Raw genomic sequence first — 15,739 nt, forward strand, 5'->3', positions numbered from 1 at the left:
TCGGCGCCTTTTTTTGTGTCCGTTTAATGGGCTATCCTGCCTGACCCCGTGCCGCCCGGTGCCGGGAGATTGCAGGGAAAGGGTTCCATGATCGACAGCAAGTTGCCCAGCGTGGGCACCACTATCTTCACCGTCATGTCACAGCTGGCCGCCGAAACCGGAGCTATAAACCTGTCCCAGGGGTTTCCTGATTTTGACGGGCCGCAGGCGCTGCGTGATGCGGTCTGCCGACACATCACTCAAGGCCATAACCAATACTCACCGATGACCGGGCTGCCTGCGCTTCGTCAGCAAGTTGCGGCAAAGATCGCCCGCAGCTATGGGCGTACGGTCAATGCGGACACTGAAATCACTATTACACCGGGTGCCACCCAAGCGATTTTCTGCGCGATTCATAGCGTTATTCGCGCTGGCAACGAAGTGATCATTTTTGACCCTTGCTATGACAGCTACGAGCCCGCTGTCGAGCTGGCGGGTGGGCGCTGCGTCCATGTGCAACTGGGGCAGGATGACTTCTCCATCGACTGGCAAAAGCTCAGCGATGCACTGAGCCCGCGTACCCGCATGATTGTCATCAACAGCCCGCACAACCCCAGTGGTGCCCTGATCAGTCGCGCCGAGCTTGATCGACTGGCCGCGCTGATTGCTGATCGTGATATCTACCTGCTCAGCGATGAAGTCTACGAACATCTTGTGTTCGATGGCGCGCGCCATGTCAGCGTGCTTGATCACGAAGCACTGTACCAGCGCGCCTTCGTCGTCAGCTCGTTCGGCAAGACATATCACGTTACCGGCTGGAAAACCGGCTACGTGGTCGCGCCACCCGCGCTGACTTCCGAACTGCGCAAGGTGCATCAGTACGTCAGTTTCTGTGGTGTCACGCCATTGCAGTATGCGCTGGCCGATTTCATGGCCGAGCACCCTGAGCATGTCGATGAGCTGCCAGGCTTCTATCAGGCCAAGCGCGACTTTTTCTGTGGTCATCTGGCTGAATCGCGTTTCAGCTTCCGGCCTGTTGGCGGTACTTATTTCCAGTTGGTCGATTATTCGCAGATACGGCCTGACCTGACTGACGTGGACATGGCGCTGTGGATGACCCGTGAACACGGTGTGGCGAGCATTCCGATTTCTGTGTTCTACCAGAGCCCTCCAGCAGGCCAGCGTCTGATTCGCCTGTGCTTCGCCAAGCAAGAGGACACGTTGCGTCAGGCGGCGGAGAAACTATGCGCGATATAAGCGAACTGCCAAACCTGAACCTTGCGCTGATTCAGACCACTCTGGCATGGCATGATCGGGAGGCCAACCTGGAGCATTTCGAGCACTTGCTGGGGCAGGCGCATGGCGCTGATCTGGTGATCCTGCCTGAAATGTTCACCACCGGGTTCTCGATGGAGTCCGAGGCGCTGGCTGAGCCTGAGGCAGGTCCTACATCGACCTGGCTGTTGGCGCAGGCTAAGCGGATCAATGCGGTGGTGACCGGCAGCGTCATCATTCGCGCTGCCGATGGCAGTTATCGCAACCGTCTGCTGTGGGCGCGACCGGATGGTGAGTTGCTGCATTATGACAAGCGTCACTTGTTTCGTATGGCGGGTGAACACGAACACTACACGCCGGGCGAGCGTCAGGTGATGTTTGAGTTCAATGGGTGGCGTATTCGCCCGCTGATCTGCTACGACCTGCGCTTTCCGGTCTGGAGCCGTGACGCCGAAAGTACCGACCTGTTGCTGTACACCGCCAACTGGCCAGGAGCGCGACGTCTGCACTGGAACCGCCTGCTGCCCGCCAGGGCCATCGAAAACCTGTGCTACGTTGCCGCGGTCAATCGGGTAGGGTCGGACGGGAAGGGCTTTGCGTACACCGGTGACAGTCAGGTTCTGGATTTTCAAGGCGAGAGCCTGTTGGGCGCAGGCGAAGCGGATGGAGTATTCAGGGCGACGTTAAGCGCGGCAGACTTACAAGCCTATCGCGCACGCTTTCCAGCCGGTCTGGACGCTGACTCTTTTAATATTCAATAAAAATTACTTCAGAATGTTACGAGTCGGCCGATAGCGTGTGCAGGCAACCTGGAGACCGCCATGATTACCATCAATACGTCCACATTGAACAGCTATTCAAGCCCGTTGACCCTAGCGGTTAAATCTACCGACGCAGAGGCAATCAAGTCTGCAACTACCACGACTGAAACAGAGAAGACCTCTGATCAGGCCTCGACCGAAGGCGGTAAGGCCGGAGCGGCCGGTGGTGGGGGCAGCGTTGGTGGCTCCAGCAAATCGGCTCTTAATCAGACGATCGAACAGATAAAGCAGCAGATCAAGGACGCCCAGAAGCAACTGGCTCAACAGCAGGCGCAATTGGCTGCCGCTCAAAGCGGTAATGGCACAGCGGAAGAAAAGGCCCAGAAAGCCATGGCGATTCAGGGTCAGATTGCGTCCACCAGCGTTAACCTGCAGACCTTGCAGGCATCGTTGTTGCAGCTGGAGACTGAAGGTGGCGTGAATACCACTGCCTGATGTCCTGGCACGGATGATGGTCGTGCCGACGCGCCGCGTCGGCATGCGGTGCTTACGTTACGGGTCTGCTCCCGGCTATGTGGTGCGCGCAGATCTGTGACGCAGAGCGTCACGACAGGCGTTCCCACGCTGGAGCGTGCGGAACGATAACCTGACTATCGTGCGACGCTCTGCGTCCGATCTTGAGTGTGCAGCTTGGCGCAGATCTGTGACGCAAAGCGTCACAGCACCCAGAGCCCTTACTCGTTCACATTCATGAACTTGCGTGCCCACTCTACGTACTCTTCAGGCTGCGTATAGGTGTGGGTCAATTCGGTAGCGCTCATGTTCGACTCGCTGCCCAGAATCTGGCGTTGCTCGCGCAAGCAGTCGTAGGTGGCTTTGATTGCGGCAAAGTACGCAGCGTGGCCATGCACGCAGACTCGCACGCCCATCTCGGCAAGACGCGCATTGTCGTGCAGCTCAGGGTTGCCGTAGGTCACCAGCATCAGCGGTACGGTTACGCCTTCGGATATCTGTGCCAGGTGATCAAAGTCACGAATGCCGACGATGGTAATGCCGTCAGCCCCGGCAGCCTGATACTGCTGAACCCGACTGATGGCTTCCTGAACCGGGATGATCGCCGCGTTGGTTCGAGCGAAAATCGACATCTCCGGGTCGACACGTGCCTCCAGTGCTGCGCGGATCTTGCCAACACCTTCAGCCGTGGAAATCAGGTCAGTGGATTTGCGTCCGAACTGCGCAGGCAGCAGGGTATCTTCAATCGTCAACGCCGAGATGCCGGCGCGTTCCAGTTCAACAACGGTACGCATGACGTTAAGGGCATTGCCATAACCATGGTCTGCGTCCGCGATAACCGGCAGTTGCGCAACGCGGCCGATGCGCGTGGCCTGTTCAACGAACTCGCTCAGGGTGATCAGTGCGAAGTCAGGTGCTGCAAGTACTTGCAGCGATGCGACAGAACCGCCGAGGATGCCTACTTCAAAGCCCAGATCCGCTGCGATTCGCGCTGACATGGGGTCGAATACCGAGGCGGTGTGAAAGCACGAGTTCGACGAGGTAAGCGCACGGAAACTGCGGCGCAAATCTTGATGGGAAGCCTTGGGCATAATCGCTCCAAATGTGATTGGATCAGCTCAGCGTACCGAGGCCGATAGTAATTTCAATGCACGGTGGGTCTGCCCGAGCATTCTTTTCGTCCGGAAATCAATGCAATAGTCGTCTTGGTTTTATAGGAAAGATGTAGCTGGCAGGTAAGTCCGGATGGGCATCGTCAGCATATGAATTGCTGTTGGATGTTGGCCCGTCCTGGAATAAAGGCAGCATGCTACCACAGCATAAATGAAAAAGATTATGCCGAAACAGGCAGGGTCATGCGTGGAATGCAAGAGGCTGGCGAGGAGGGGAGTCGCGCGCTCGGTTTGGGGGAGGATGGCGAACTGGCGTCCGCCATCCTGCCTGTAGACTCAGGCGGCCTTGGCTTGTGTCTGGCTCAACGAGCGGTTCAGTGCGCTGAACAGTGCCCGGAAGCTGGCGGTGGTAATGTTTTCATCAATACCCACGCCATGCACGGCACGCTCGCCATTCACGCGCAGTTCGATGTAGGCAGCGGCCTTGGCCGTGGTGCCCGAGCCAATGGCGTGCTCGTTGTAGTCCATGATCTCCACGGCAACTGGCAGACCGGCGACCAGCGCTTCCAGAGCGCCTTTGCCCTTGCCGCGCCAATGCTGGGTTTCACCGTCCACATGCACTTCGGCATCGACCGCACTGTTGCCGTTCTCCTCCTGCAACTTGTGGCTGATCAGCGCGTAAGGTGTGTTGGCTTGCAGGTATTCACGGCGCAACAGCGAATGAATCTGCTGAGCGGACATCTCCAGGCCCAGACGATCGGTTTCACCCTGAACTACCTGGCTGAACTCGATCTGCATACGGCGCGGCAGGGAAATGCCATATTCCTGCTCCAGCAGGTAAGTGATGCCACCTTTGCCTGACTGGCTGTTGACGCGAATCACCGCCTCGTAGCTACGGCCAATGTCGGCGGGGTCAATCGGCAGGTAAGGCACTTCCCACAGCTCGCCGTCCTTCTGCTGGGTGAAGCCCTTGCGGATGGCGTCCTGGTGCGAACCGGAGAACGCGGTGTGTACCAGGTCGCCAACGTACGGGTGACGTGGATGAACCGGAATCTGGTTGCACTCTTCGACGACCTTACGCACACCGTCGATATCCGAGAAGTCCAGCTCCGGGTCGATGCCCTGGGTGTAGAGGTTCAATGCAACGGTGACCAGATCGACGTTGCCGGTCCGCTCGCCGTTACCGAACAGGCAGCCTTCGACGCGATCCGCACCGGCCATCAGGCCCAGCTCGGTAGCAGCGACGCCTGTACCACGGTCGTTATGGGTGTGCAGGCTGATCAGCACGCTGTCGCGGCGGGTGATGTTGCGGCCGAACCATTCGATCTGGTCAGCGTAAATGTTGGGTGTCGCCACTTCCACGGTGGCCGGGAGGTTGAGGATCACCTTGTTCTCGGGCGTCGGGTTCCACACCTCGATCACCGCATCGCAGACTTCCTTGGCGAATTCCAGCTCGGTCGCACTGAAGGTTTCCGGCGAGTACTCGAAGGTCCACTGGGTTTCAGGCTGTTGTGCTGCATATTTGACGAAAAGCTTGGCCGCGTTGACCGCGATCTCTTTCACCCCGGCCTTGTCCTGATTGAAGACGATGCGGCGGAACGACGGGCTGGTCGCGTTATACAGGTGGACGATGGCTTTCTTCGCGCCACGCAGCGATTCGAACGTGCGAGCGATCAGGTCTTCGCGAGCCTGGGTCAGCACCTGAATGTTGGTGTCATCCGGGATATGGCCGTCTTCGATCAGGGTACGCACGAAATCGAAGTCAGTCTGCGAAGCTGATGGAAAGGATGCCTCGATTTCCTTGACGCCAACGCTGACCAGGGTTTTCCAGAAGCGCAGTTTCTTGGCCGCGTCCATTGGTTCGATCAACGACTGGTTGCCGTCGCGCAGGTCGGAGCTGCACCAGATCGGCGCTGCATCGATGGTCTTCGAAGGCCAGGTGCGGTCAGGCAGATCGATGGTCGGGAATGCGCGGTACTTCTTCGATGGGTCTTTGAGCATGGTCATCAGGAAATCCTTTTGTATTCACGGGGCCGGGTTAGGGTCGGCCTTCCGTTCTAAAAAGCACAGGGGTTGCGAACAGAGGGGCGAGGCACAGCAATCTAGCCTGGCAGTCGGGCGCTGACCAGGCTGAGGCACCGATGCTGGCGCAACAGAATAAGGGTTTGAGAGGTTTTCATGAGCCCAACCGTAACCATTGGAATGAATGATGGCAAGCACTTGAAAAAGATTAGGATAAATTCTCGAAAATACGCCGTTATCGATTTTTTATAGCGGGTTATGAGCGTTTATTTGCTGGTTATTGTTGGTCGAAAGCGATGTGCGCAAAGAACGACTGTCGTTGGCAAGCGCCTTAGCGCTTGCTGACGAACAGTGTTACGGCTGAAACGCGCCGATGAAGATTGCCGGGTCCACGCGCGCATCGTTGAGGCTGACGTTCCAGTGCATGTGCGGGCCGGTTGCGCGACCGGTAGCACCGACCTTGCCGACCACGCCGCCACGAGGGACCAGATCACCGACTTTCACATCGATTTTCGACATGTGGCAAAACATGCTGATGAAGCCTTGGCCGTGGTCAACGAATACAGTGTTGCCATTGAAAAAGTAATTACCGGTCAGGATGACCTTGCCCGCAGCCGGAGATTTGATCGGCGTGCCTGCCGGTACAGCGAAATCCAGTCCTGAGTGCGGGTTGCGCTCCTCGCCGTTGAAGAATCTACGTACGCCGAACCTGCTCGATAGCGGTCCGTTGACTGGCTTGTCCAGAATCAGGTTGCTCGGCGTTCCGGGGCTGAAGCTGCGGTAGGCGCGTAGCTGTTCAGCCAGTTCGCCCTCGATACGCTTGTTGTCTTCAGGGTTTGGGTTCACCTGACGTTTGTTCTTGAGCGTGATGTGCTGTTCCGGGTATTTCTTGCTGCCGACAGTGAAGTTCAGCGTGCGCCCGCCCGAGGTCACTTGTTGAGTGCCGGGTTTGACCGTTAACGGGATGCCGACGATGGCCAGCCATCGCGTGCCCTGTTCCTTGACCACCAGCACCGGTTTGCCTTGATAGGTGGCGGTCGGAGCCTGAGCGCCAGTGCCCAGATCGACAACCGCCACGCCGCCTGGCACCGGTTTGTCGAGTGCGCGGGTAATAAAGCTGTCAGCGTGAGCGGGAAGACAGAGCAGCAGGGCGAACAGCGGGGCAATAAAACGTAGCATCAGGCAGTCAGTCCAGAAGGGAGAGGGTCACGGGTGTGAGGTGATTGTCTTCAACGCGCACTTGCAGTTCGCCTTCGCCGAGCCTGGCGGTAAGCCGTTGGCCCGTTTGCGTCTGTGCCGCGCTGCGGATCGCGTGGCCGCGCTCGTCGAGCAGGATGCTGTAACCGCGTCCCAGTGTGGCGAGCGGGCTGACCACGTTGAGGGTCTGCACCTGACTTTGCAGTTGCAGCTTGCGCGCCTTGATCTGTTCACGAATGGCTCGCGGCAGACGCTCGGCCAGGGCATCCAGACGCTGGCGCAAAAAGGCCAGGGTCCGGCCCGGGTGCTGGGCAGCAAGGCGGCTCTGCATGTGCGCCAGACGCACCTGGCGTTGATGCATGTTCTGTTCGAAGGCGCGGCGCAGGCGCATGTCCAGGTCGTCCAGCCGTTGCGACTGCTGACGCAAGCGCTCGCCAGGATGACGCAGACGCCGCGAAATGCCCTCAAGACGCAAGCGCTCGCGCATCAGTCGATCCTGCATACGGCTCACCAGTCGGCGGTGCAGGCTGTCGACGCGTCGATGCAGGTCACTGGAGTCCGGGGCGAGCAGTTCGGCGGCAGCGGAGGGCGTCGGTGCGCGCACATCGGCCACGAAATCGCTGATGGAAACATCGGTTTCATGGCCAACGGCGCTGACAATCGGCGTCACGCAAGCGTCGATGGCGCGGGCGACGGCTTCTTCGTTGAAGCACCACAGGTCCTCCAGCGATCCACCACCACGGGCGAGTATCAGTGCATCGAAGCCTCTGCTGTCGGCCAGTTTCAGTGCGCGGACAATCTGGTTGATCGCCTCACGCCCCTGAACGGCGGTGGGGATCAATGTCAGTTCGACCCTCGGTGCGCGGCGGCGGAACACACTAATGATGTCGCGGATTACCGCGCCGGTCGGTGAGCTGATGATGCCGGTACGTTGCGGATGCAACGGCAAGGCAACCTTGCGCTCGGCGCTGAACAGGCCTTCGTCGCTGAGCTTGGCTTTCAACGCATCGAATGCCAGGCGCAACGCACCATCACCGGCAGGTTCCACCGTGTCGAGAATCAGCTGGTAGTCGCCACGGCCTTCAAACAGCGACACCTTGCCGCGCACCTTGACCAGCAAGCCGTCCTTGAGCGCCTGACGCACACGCGCCGCGCTCTGCCGGAACAGTGCGCAACGCACTTGCGCGCCAGAGTCCTTCAGCGTGAAGTACACATGGCCAGACGCCGGGCGAGAGAGGTTGGATATCTCGCCTTCGACCCAGATACTGCTGAACACGTCCTCCAGCAACACCCGCGCACGGCCGTTGAGCTGGCTGACAGTAAGGACTTCCCGGTCGAGGCCGAGTCTTGCGAAAGGGTCTTTGATCATGTCGGGCATCATAATGGCAATGCCGGTCTGGCGCACAGGTCCGTATCGCCACTTCGACCATGATTTCACCTTGACCAGAATCATCAGCCTATTAAGCTGCGGCCTCGAACAGCTTTAAGCGACGCTCCGTTATGAACACCCAAAGCATCATCGTCCCGCAAATTTCCACCTTTCCCGGGCACGAGGCCAGGGCGCGGCTGATTCTGCGCTGGCTGGTCAAGCTCGATGTAGTCGAGCCGGAGCTGACGACATGCGGGCGCACCTATAACAAGATGGCCTACGCCGTGGCACCCGGAGCGAGAAGGGTAGTAAAGCACCCCGATGCCTTGCCTTTCGGGCAAACAGTCAATGGTCTGGAAATCGTCACCAAGCGCTGCATCTATACCCCGCTGAACGACTTTGCCGAAGAGGCCGGTTGCCCGGAGTGTCGTCGCGAAGTGGGGGAGGCGCTGTTCGACAGCCTGGAAGACTGGATGCCCGGTCACACCGATAATTTCACATGCCCCGAATGCCGCCATGAAGATGACATCAACGGCTTTTTGTTTCTGGACGCCTGCGGGTTTTCCAACCTGGGTTTCATCTTCAATAACTGGTTGGATGCGTCGTTCACCCAGACCTTTCTGGATGACTTCGCCGAACGTCTGGATCGTCCGGTGTCTTTCGTTCATGTGCGTCTATAAACAGCCTGGATAATAGGCTGAGGTTTACATTGAGCCGACCGGGGTCTGTAGGTATAATGGCGCGCTTCCAATTTCCCGCCCGGGAGCCCCCGCGATGCTGCGTATCAGTCAAGAAGCCCTTACATTCGACGACATTCTCCTTGTGCCCGGTTATTCCGAGGTACTTCCCAACGAAGTCAGTCTGAAAACCCGTTTGACCCGTGGCATCGAGCTGAATATACCTTTGGTCTCTGCTGCAATGGATACAGTCACCGAGGCCCGTCTGGCAATTGCCATGGCCCAGGAAGGCGGTATCGGTATCATCCACAAGAACATGACCATCGAGCAGCAAGCTGCCGAAGTGCGCAAGGTCAAGAAGTTCGAGGCTGGTGTCGTCAAGGACCCGATCACGATCGAAGCCGATGCCACTGTTCGTGATCTGTTCGAACTTACCCGCATGCACAACATTTCCGGCGTACCGGTGCTGCACAATGGCGACCTGGTCGGCATCGTGACGTCCCGCGACGTACGCTTCGAAAACCGTCTTGATGTTCCTGTCCGCGAAGTGATGACGCCCAAAGAGCGTCTGGTCACCGTGCGTGAAGGTGCCGACAAGAACGAAGTGCGTGAGCTGCTGCACAAACACCGTCTGGAAAAAGTCCTGATCGTGGATGCCAACTTCGCGCTCAAGGGCATGATGACCGTCAAGGACATCGAAAAAGCCAAGGCTTATCCGCTGGCCAGCAAGGACGATCAGGCTCGCCTGCGCGTCGGCGCTGCTGTCGGTACCGGCAAGGACACCGGCGAGCGCGTCACTGCGCTGGTCGCTGCCGGCGTTGACGTTGTTGTGGTCGACACCGCTCACGGCCATTCCAAAGGCGTGATCGACCGCGTTCGCTGGGTCAAGGAAAACTTCCCTCAGGTGCAGGTCATCGGCGGCAACATCGCCACTGGCGAAGCTGCGAAGGCTCTGGTTGCTGCAGGCGCCGATGCAGTCAAGGTCGGTATCGGCCCTGGCTCCATCTGCACCACGCGTATCGTTGCCGGTGTCGGCGTGCCGCAGATCAGCGCCATCGCCAACGTCTCCGCTGCCCTTGAAGGCACTGGCGTGCCGATGATCGCCGACGGCGGTATCCGCTTCTCCGGTGACCTGTCCAAGGCCATCGTGGCTGGCGCCTCCTGCGTGATGATGGGCTCGATGTTCGCCGGTACTGAAGAAGCGCCAGGCGAGATCGAACTGTTCCAGGGTCGTTCCTACAAAGCCTATCGCGGCATGGGTTCGCTGGGTGCGATGTCCCAGGCGCAAGGCTCGTCCGATCGCTACTTCCAGGATTCGTCCGCAGGTGCCGAGAAACTGGTGCCTGAAGGTATCGAAGGCCGTGTGGCCTATAAAGGTCCGTTGTCGGCCATCATCCATCAGTTGATGGGCGGCCTGCGTTCCTCCATGGGTTACACCGGCAGTGCCGACATCGAGCAGATGCGCACTAAGCCCGAGTTCGTTCGCATTACTGGCGCCGGTATGGCTGAGTCCCACGTCCATGACGTGCAGATCACCAAGGAAGCGCCGAACTATCGCGTTGGTTGATCCGGGCTGCATCGTGGTGTGTGCCGCGATGCAGGCCAACACTTTTTATAGCCGGGGCTGTTGACGCAGCCCCGTGTCGTTTCTGTTTTTTGACGAGAATGAGTCATGGCCCTCGACATTCACGCCCACCGTATCCTGATCCTCGACTTCGGTTCCCAGTACACCCAGTTGATCGCCCGCCGCGTGCGTGAAATCGGCGTGTACTGCGAGCTGCATCCGTTTGACATGGACGACGAAGCGATTCGCGAATTCGCTCCAAAAGGCGTGATCCTCGCCGGCGGCCCCGAGTCCGTACACGAAGCCAACAGCCCACGCTGCCCGCAAGCGGTATTTGACCTTGGTGTGCCGGTGTTCGGTATCTGCTACGGCATGCAGACCATGGCCGAGCAGTTGGGCGGCAAGGTTGCCGGTTCCGAGCTGCGCGAGTTCGGCTACGCTCGCGTTGACGTAGTCGGCAAAAGTCGTCTGCTCGATGGTATCGAAGACCATATCGACGCCGACGGCCTGTTTGGCCTCGACGTATGGATGAGCCACGGTGACAAGGTCACCAAACTGCCGGAAGACTTCCACATTCTGGCCAGTACCCCGAGCTGCCCGATTGCCGGTATGGCTGACGACGCTCGCGGTTACTACGGCGTGCAGTTCCACCCGGAAGTGACCCACACCAAGCAGGGCGGTCGCATCCTGTCGCGCTTCATCCTCGACATCTGCGGCTGTGAAGCACTGTGGACCCCGTCGAAGATTGCTGAAGACGCTATCGCTCAGGTTCGCGCCCAGGTAGGCACCGACAACGTCCTGCTGGGCCTGTCCGGCGGCGTTGACTCGTCTGTCGTTGCCGCGTTGCTGCACAAGGCCATCGGCGATCAACTGACCTGCGTATTCGTCGACAATGGCCTGCTGCGTCTGCATGAAGGCGAGCAAGTGATGGCCATGTTCGCCGAGAACATGGGCGTCAAGGTGATCCGCGCCAACGCCGAAGAGCAGTTCCTGAACAACCTGGAAGGCGAGAGCGATCCAGAGAAGAAGCGCAAGATCATCGGCCGCACCTTCATCGACGTGTTCGATGCCGAGTCCTGCAAGCTGGACAACATCAAGTACCTGGCGCAAGGCACCATCTACCCGGACGTGATCGAGTCCGCTGGCGCGAAAAGCGGCAAGGCCCACGTCATCAAGTCGCACCACAACGTGGGCGGCCTGCCGGAAGAAATGAACCTCAAGCTGGTCGAGCCACTGCGCGAGCTGTTCAAGGACGAAGTCCGCCGCCTGGGCCTCGAACTCGGCCTGCCGTACGACATGGTCTACCGCCACCCATTCCCAGGCCCAGGCCTGGGCGTGCGCATCCTCGGCGAAGTGAAGAAGGAATACGCCGACCTCCTGCGTCGTGCCGACCACATCTTCATCGAAGAACTGCGCAAGGCCGACTGGTATCACAAAGTCAGCCAGGCGTTCGTGGTGTTCCAGCCGGTCAAATCGGTTGGCGTCGTCGGCGACGGCCGCCGCTACGCCTGGGTCGTCGCGCTGCGCGCTGTCGAAACCATCGACTTCATGACCGCTCGTTGGGCGCACCTGCCTTATGAGCTGCTGGAGACGGTGAGTGGCCGGATCATCAACGAAATCGAAGGGATTTCGCGGGTGACGTATGACGTGTCGAGCAAGCCGCCGGCTACTATTGAGTGGGAATGATGAGGCGTCCGGCATCCGCTAGCAAAAAACGCCCTGGAGCCCGCTTAATTGCGGGCTTTTGGCTTTTTGGGGTTGGTAAATTCTCGCAGCTTTGCGCTTCGCCAAGCACCTTGTTCATGTAGCGTGACCTATCAACGGCCCCTCGCCACACGTCGCGCTGGCATTGGTCCGTTTAGCAATGCCAGAATGTCACTGGCTACCCGAATCAATAAATTCGGGTTCTTACGGCACGGATGCGTACAGGCGGTCATCACGCCTGTTTAAGGGATTTATGGTTTCCATCTATGTGTGTGGCGAGGACAAAACCCGGCAGATCAGTGGCTGGGATATAAAGCCAGATGGCAAGGGCGAGTTCACCCTGACGTGCTACTACCCCTCTCAAAAAACTTATTCCCGCCCGCTGGGTGATTGCAGGGTCGTGCCTACCCTGAAATTGAAGGACATGCTTCTTCTGAGAAAAGGAAGCTCGGAATTCAATCCCGTCGATAGGGTGGAGATATACGGTGATAAACACGCCCTCGTTCAATACCCGGGAAAATCGAAAAAATACATTTTTAACATGGACAGTGTTGAGTTCTTTTCCCCGACCTCAATCACTGATGAGCCTGCATTCACTTATTTTCGCTCAGTGGCCACAGCCAGGGTCAGCGCTGCCGCTGCCGGTGATAAAAAGGGAATGGTCGAAAATGTTGACCGCCAAATGGGGACTCTTTCGTTGTCTCCGGCCACGGCGCTGCATGCTTACTGCAAAGGGCAGCATGGAAAGCTGGAGTCGTCAGGCAATTTCATCTTTCCTTTCGGCCTCAACGAAAGTCAGCTCCAGGCGGTGGAGCAAGCGTTCCTTTCACAGATAAGCGTGATTGAAGGTCCTCCCGGCACTGGCAAGACGCAGACTATCCTGAACATCATTGCCAACATCCTTTTGCAGGGAAAAACAGTGGCGGTGGTGTCCAACAACAATTCCGCGGTCGAGAATGTTTATGAAAAGCTAGGCAAGTGTGGCCTGGATTATCTGGTCGCGAGGCTGGGTAAGAACGACAATCAGAAAGAGTTTTTTGCCAACCGTCCTTCTCGACCTTCCACAGATCCTTCACTAGCGCCTGCCATTGAGCATATCCAGGCTGTGCTGCAACAGCTCAAAGGCTACTTGGGCGCTCGTAACGCAGTGGCGCAGTTGCAGATCGAGATTGACGAGCTGGAGATAGAACGGCGCTACCTTACTGAGTGGCAGCGGGATAACGGTGTGGCCGGTCCTTCTCTGGACAGATATAAACTGTCGCCACAAAAGACGACGGACTTGATGGCTTACCTCGAGCAGCTTGCGAGCGAGCGCATCAGAATCAAGGACCGTATCGAACTCTTGTTCAATTTCAGAATTTTGCGCACCCGACCTTTATATAATTGGGACAAGCGCATGTCTGCCTTCTACAGCCTGCAGCTCCATTATTACGACAAGGTCTTGCAAGGTAAGAAGGCAGAGTTGGCAGCCCAAGAAGAGGCGTTGCGCGTCGGTAACTTCAAGGCGTTGCTGGAGGAGTTGACCACTTCTTCCATGCTTCACCTGAAACACCACCTGCATCGTCATATCTCTGATGACGATACCTTCGACACCACTTACAGAAAGCGGCTTGATGCGTTCCTGAAGCGCTACCCGGTCATTGGCAGCAGTACGCATTCAATCGTCAACTCCCTTGGCGGCAAGGCTGTTCTCGATTACGTGATTATCGACGAGGCCTCGCAACAGGACATCGTCCCAGGTGTACTGGCACTCAGTTGTGCGAAAAATCTGATCATCGTGGGGGACAGAAAGCAACTTGCACACATTCCGGAAAAACTCGGGCTGGAAGCGCCCGCGCCCTGGTATGACTGTGAGAAGTACAGCCTTTTGGACTTATGCGTCAGTGTGTTCGGCAACTCGATACCGATGACGTTGCTCAAAGAGCACTATCGGTGTCATCCCCGGATTATTCAGTTCTGCAATCAGCAGTTTTACGATAATCAGCTAGTACCGATGACAATGGACAATGGCGAAAAACCGTTGACGCTGCTGGTGACTGCCAAGGGAAACCACACGCGCAACAATTCCAATCTCAGAGAGCTCGACTCTTTATTGGCAGTGCTTGAGGCCGACGGGGAAAGCCTCTGGGAGGGCGAAGATGGCAAAGGGTTCATTGCTCCCTTCAAGAATCAGGCGATGCTTTCAGGTTCCTGCCTGCCAGCTGATTTCGTCAAAGCCACTGTGCATAAATTTCAGGGCAGGGAGTGCGACGAAATCGTCTTTTCTACTGTGCTGGACAAGTACAAAAGCCCGGAACGCCTGAATTTCGTCGACGATGCACGTATGGTCAACGTCGCGGTTTCCAGAGCCAAAAGCAGGTTCACGCTGGTCACGGGTGATAATGTTTTCAAAACCAGTAATGGCCATATCGCTGCGCTGATCCGCTACATGGAATATTACGCGGATGACGGGCAGGTCCATCGAGCGCCTGTTATCTCGGCATTCGATCTGCTCTATAAAGAGTACGACCGATCACTTGAGCGTCTCAATAAAAGGCTCAATCCGAATGACTCGTTATTCAAGTCCGAGCAGATTGTGGCGCAGATACTTCGTGAGGCACTGGCTCAGGAACCCCGCCGAGGGATCATGTTCCACCGTGAGATCCGGCTGATGCAACTGGCAGCGGTGGCCCGCGCAAGCTTCACGGAGAGAGAGCTGGAGTTTATGAGAAACGCTGCGCGATGCGATTTCGTGCTCTATTTCAAGGTGGGTAAGACCCCCTTGGGCGTGATTGAAGTCGACGGTGGTTACCATGACGATCCGTTACAGATTGAACGAGACGCTGTGAAAAACAGCATTCTGAATAAATGCGGTATCCCTTTGCTTCGTTTGCGGACCATCGAGAGCCGTATAGAAGAAAAGGTTGCGGCGTTCCTGGATCAATGGACGCCACGTTCGCCGGATGAAGGTTCTACAGCCGCTCCTGATTAAAGGTTGCTTTGGCGTTAAGCAGGCAATTTATTTTTATTTTATGCAGCCAACACCCTTCGGACTCGATAACTTCACTTTGCTGGAGCGTAGGGGGGAACAGTGAGGTTGCCTATGGTTTAGCTGGGAAGCTGTGGCAGGCGAATTAAGGTCAAGCCACAATTGCTGACGTCCATGCCTTTCAGGCGTTCGATACCTTTGGGTCTGTAAAGCTGGTTGTGAGTTTCGAGTGCCGGTTGTTGGAGGCGGGGCTGACAAGGGTCGTTACTGAAACCCGCGTGCATTGCCTGGATAATCATGCCCTTCGACGGTTCACACCCTACTGGTATGTGATCAGGCCGGTCAGCGGAATCATACGGCGCCGCATGCTGAAAATAATTGCCCGTGAATGCCGTGATCCAAGGCTTTAGCCGTCTGACAGTGCCCTGAACTGTGACCGGGTCCGGGAGATTGCCAGTAGAACAACTCGCCTACTTCTCATGCACCGTACTCACCCCAAGCCTATCTGCAAGCCGAGTCAAATTCGCACGATCCAGATTAAGTGTCAACGCCAACTAAAAAGTGACCCCCTTCCGTGCTAAATCGCCAACTTAGTTTT

11 protein-coding genes and 2 pseudogenes are annotated in these 15,739 nt (G+C 57.4%); 8 read left to right on the top strand and 5 right to left on the bottom strand.

Annotation, left to right across the window (positions count from 1 at the left end; translation table 11 throughout):
• Positions 1 to 87: 87 nt before the first annotated feature.
• Genes AO277_RS17035 through AO277_RS17045 form a run of 3 tightly spaced genes read left to right on the top strand, consistent with a single transcriptional unit; the run spans position 88 to position 2,510 of the window.
• Positions 88 to 1,236 carry a pyridoxal phosphate-dependent aminotransferase gene (locus tag AO277_RS17035; RefSeq protein ID WP_044318408.1) on the top strand — a complete coding sequence of 383 codons (1,149 nt, stop codon included), beginning with the start codon at positions 88 to 90 and terminating at the stop codon, positions 1,234 to 1,236.
• Entirely contained in the window at positions 1,224 to 2,015 is a 792-nt protein-coding gene (locus tag AO277_RS17040) for an amidohydrolase (protein ID WP_044318407.1), read from the top strand. Before AO277_RS17035 ends, AO277_RS17040 begins: the two co-directional genes overlap by 13 nt.
• A gap of 60 nt (positions 2,016 to 2,075) precedes the next feature.
• Positions 2,076 to 2,510 (top strand): hypothetical protein, encoded by a 435-nt coding sequence (locus AO277_RS17045; protein WP_044318406.1) that lies wholly within the window; start codon positions 2,076 to 2,078, stop codon positions 2,508 to 2,510.
• 239 nt (positions 2,511 to 2,749) lie between these two features.
• On the opposite strand, the gene AO277_RS17055 is transcribed toward AO277_RS17045, so the two are convergent.
• The 4 genes from AO277_RS17055 to xseA all read right to left on the bottom strand — a co-directional run bounded on the left by AO277_RS17055 (position 2,750) and on the right by xseA (position 8,228).
• A complete protein-coding gene (locus AO277_RS17055) occupies positions 2,750 to 3,619 on the bottom strand; it encodes an oxaloacetate decarboxylase (RefSeq protein ID WP_044318405.1) in 870 nt (289 codons plus the stop codon).
• Between the two features lie 357 nt (positions 3,620 to 3,976).
• On the bottom strand, positions 3,977 to 5,647 hold the full coding sequence (leuA, locus tag AO277_RS17060; RefSeq protein ID WP_044318404.1) for a 2-isopropylmalate synthase: 1,671 nt from the start codon (positions 5,645 to 5,647) through the stop codon (positions 3,977 to 3,979).
• 369 nt (positions 5,648 to 6,016) lie between these two features.
• The gene (locus AO277_RS17065) at positions 6,017 to 6,841 is read right to left on the bottom strand and encodes a M23 family metallopeptidase (protein ID WP_044318403.1); all 825 of its coding nucleotides are present in this window, start codon (positions 6,839 to 6,841) and stop codon (positions 6,017 to 6,019) included.
• Positions 6,842 to 6,848: 7 nt separating this feature from the next.
• A complete protein-coding gene (xseA, locus tag AO277_RS17070; protein WP_161795784.1) occupies positions 6,849 to 8,228 on the bottom strand; it encodes an exodeoxyribonuclease VII large subunit in 1,380 nt (459 codons plus the stop codon).
• Positions 8,229 to 8,359: 131 nt separating this feature from the next.
• Between xseA and AO277_RS17075 the strand changes: the two genes are divergently transcribed.
• The 5 genes and pseudogenes from AO277_RS17075 to AO277_RS17095 all read left to right on the top strand — a co-directional run.
• Positions 8,360 to 8,908, top strand: a complete 549-nt coding sequence (locus AO277_RS17075) for a hypothetical protein (RefSeq protein WP_004666066.1) — start codon at positions 8,360 to 8,362, stop codon at positions 8,906 to 8,908.
• 94 nt (positions 8,909 to 9,002) lie between these two features.
• Entirely contained in the window at positions 9,003 to 10,472 is a 1,470-nt protein-coding gene (guaB, locus tag AO277_RS17080; protein ID WP_004666065.1) for an IMP dehydrogenase, read from the top strand.
• Between the two features lie 105 nt (positions 10,473 to 10,577).
• On the top strand, positions 10,578 to 12,155 hold the full coding sequence (guaA, locus tag AO277_RS17085; RefSeq protein WP_004656303.1) for a glutamine-hydrolyzing GMP synthase: 1,578 nt from the start codon (positions 10,578 to 10,580) through the stop codon (positions 12,153 to 12,155).
• 271 nt (positions 12,156 to 12,426) lie between these two features.
• Positions 12,427 to 15,144 (top strand): DEAD/DEAH box helicase, encoded by a 2,718-nt coding sequence (locus tag AO277_RS17090; RefSeq protein ID WP_044318402.1) that lies wholly within the window; start codon positions 12,427 to 12,429, stop codon positions 15,142 to 15,144.
• Between the two features lie 46 nt (positions 15,145 to 15,190).
• A pseudogene (locus tag AO277_RS17095) lies at positions 15,191 to 15,551 on the top strand (hypothetical protein); the annotation flags it as partial.
• A gap of 60 nt (positions 15,552 to 15,611) precedes the next feature.
• Here the strand turns inward: AO277_RS17095 and AO277_RS29915 are convergent.
• Positions 15,612 to 15,692 (bottom strand): annotated as a pseudogene (locus AO277_RS29915) (helix-turn-helix domain-containing protein); the annotation flags it as partial.
• Positions 15,693 to 15,739: the final 47 nt, after the last annotated feature.

The sequence above is a fragment of the Pseudomonas amygdali genome, assembly GCF_002699855.1.
Taxonomy (GTDB): domain Bacteria; phylum Pseudomonadota; class Gammaproteobacteria; order Pseudomonadales; family Pseudomonadaceae; genus Aquipseudomonas; species Aquipseudomonas amygdali.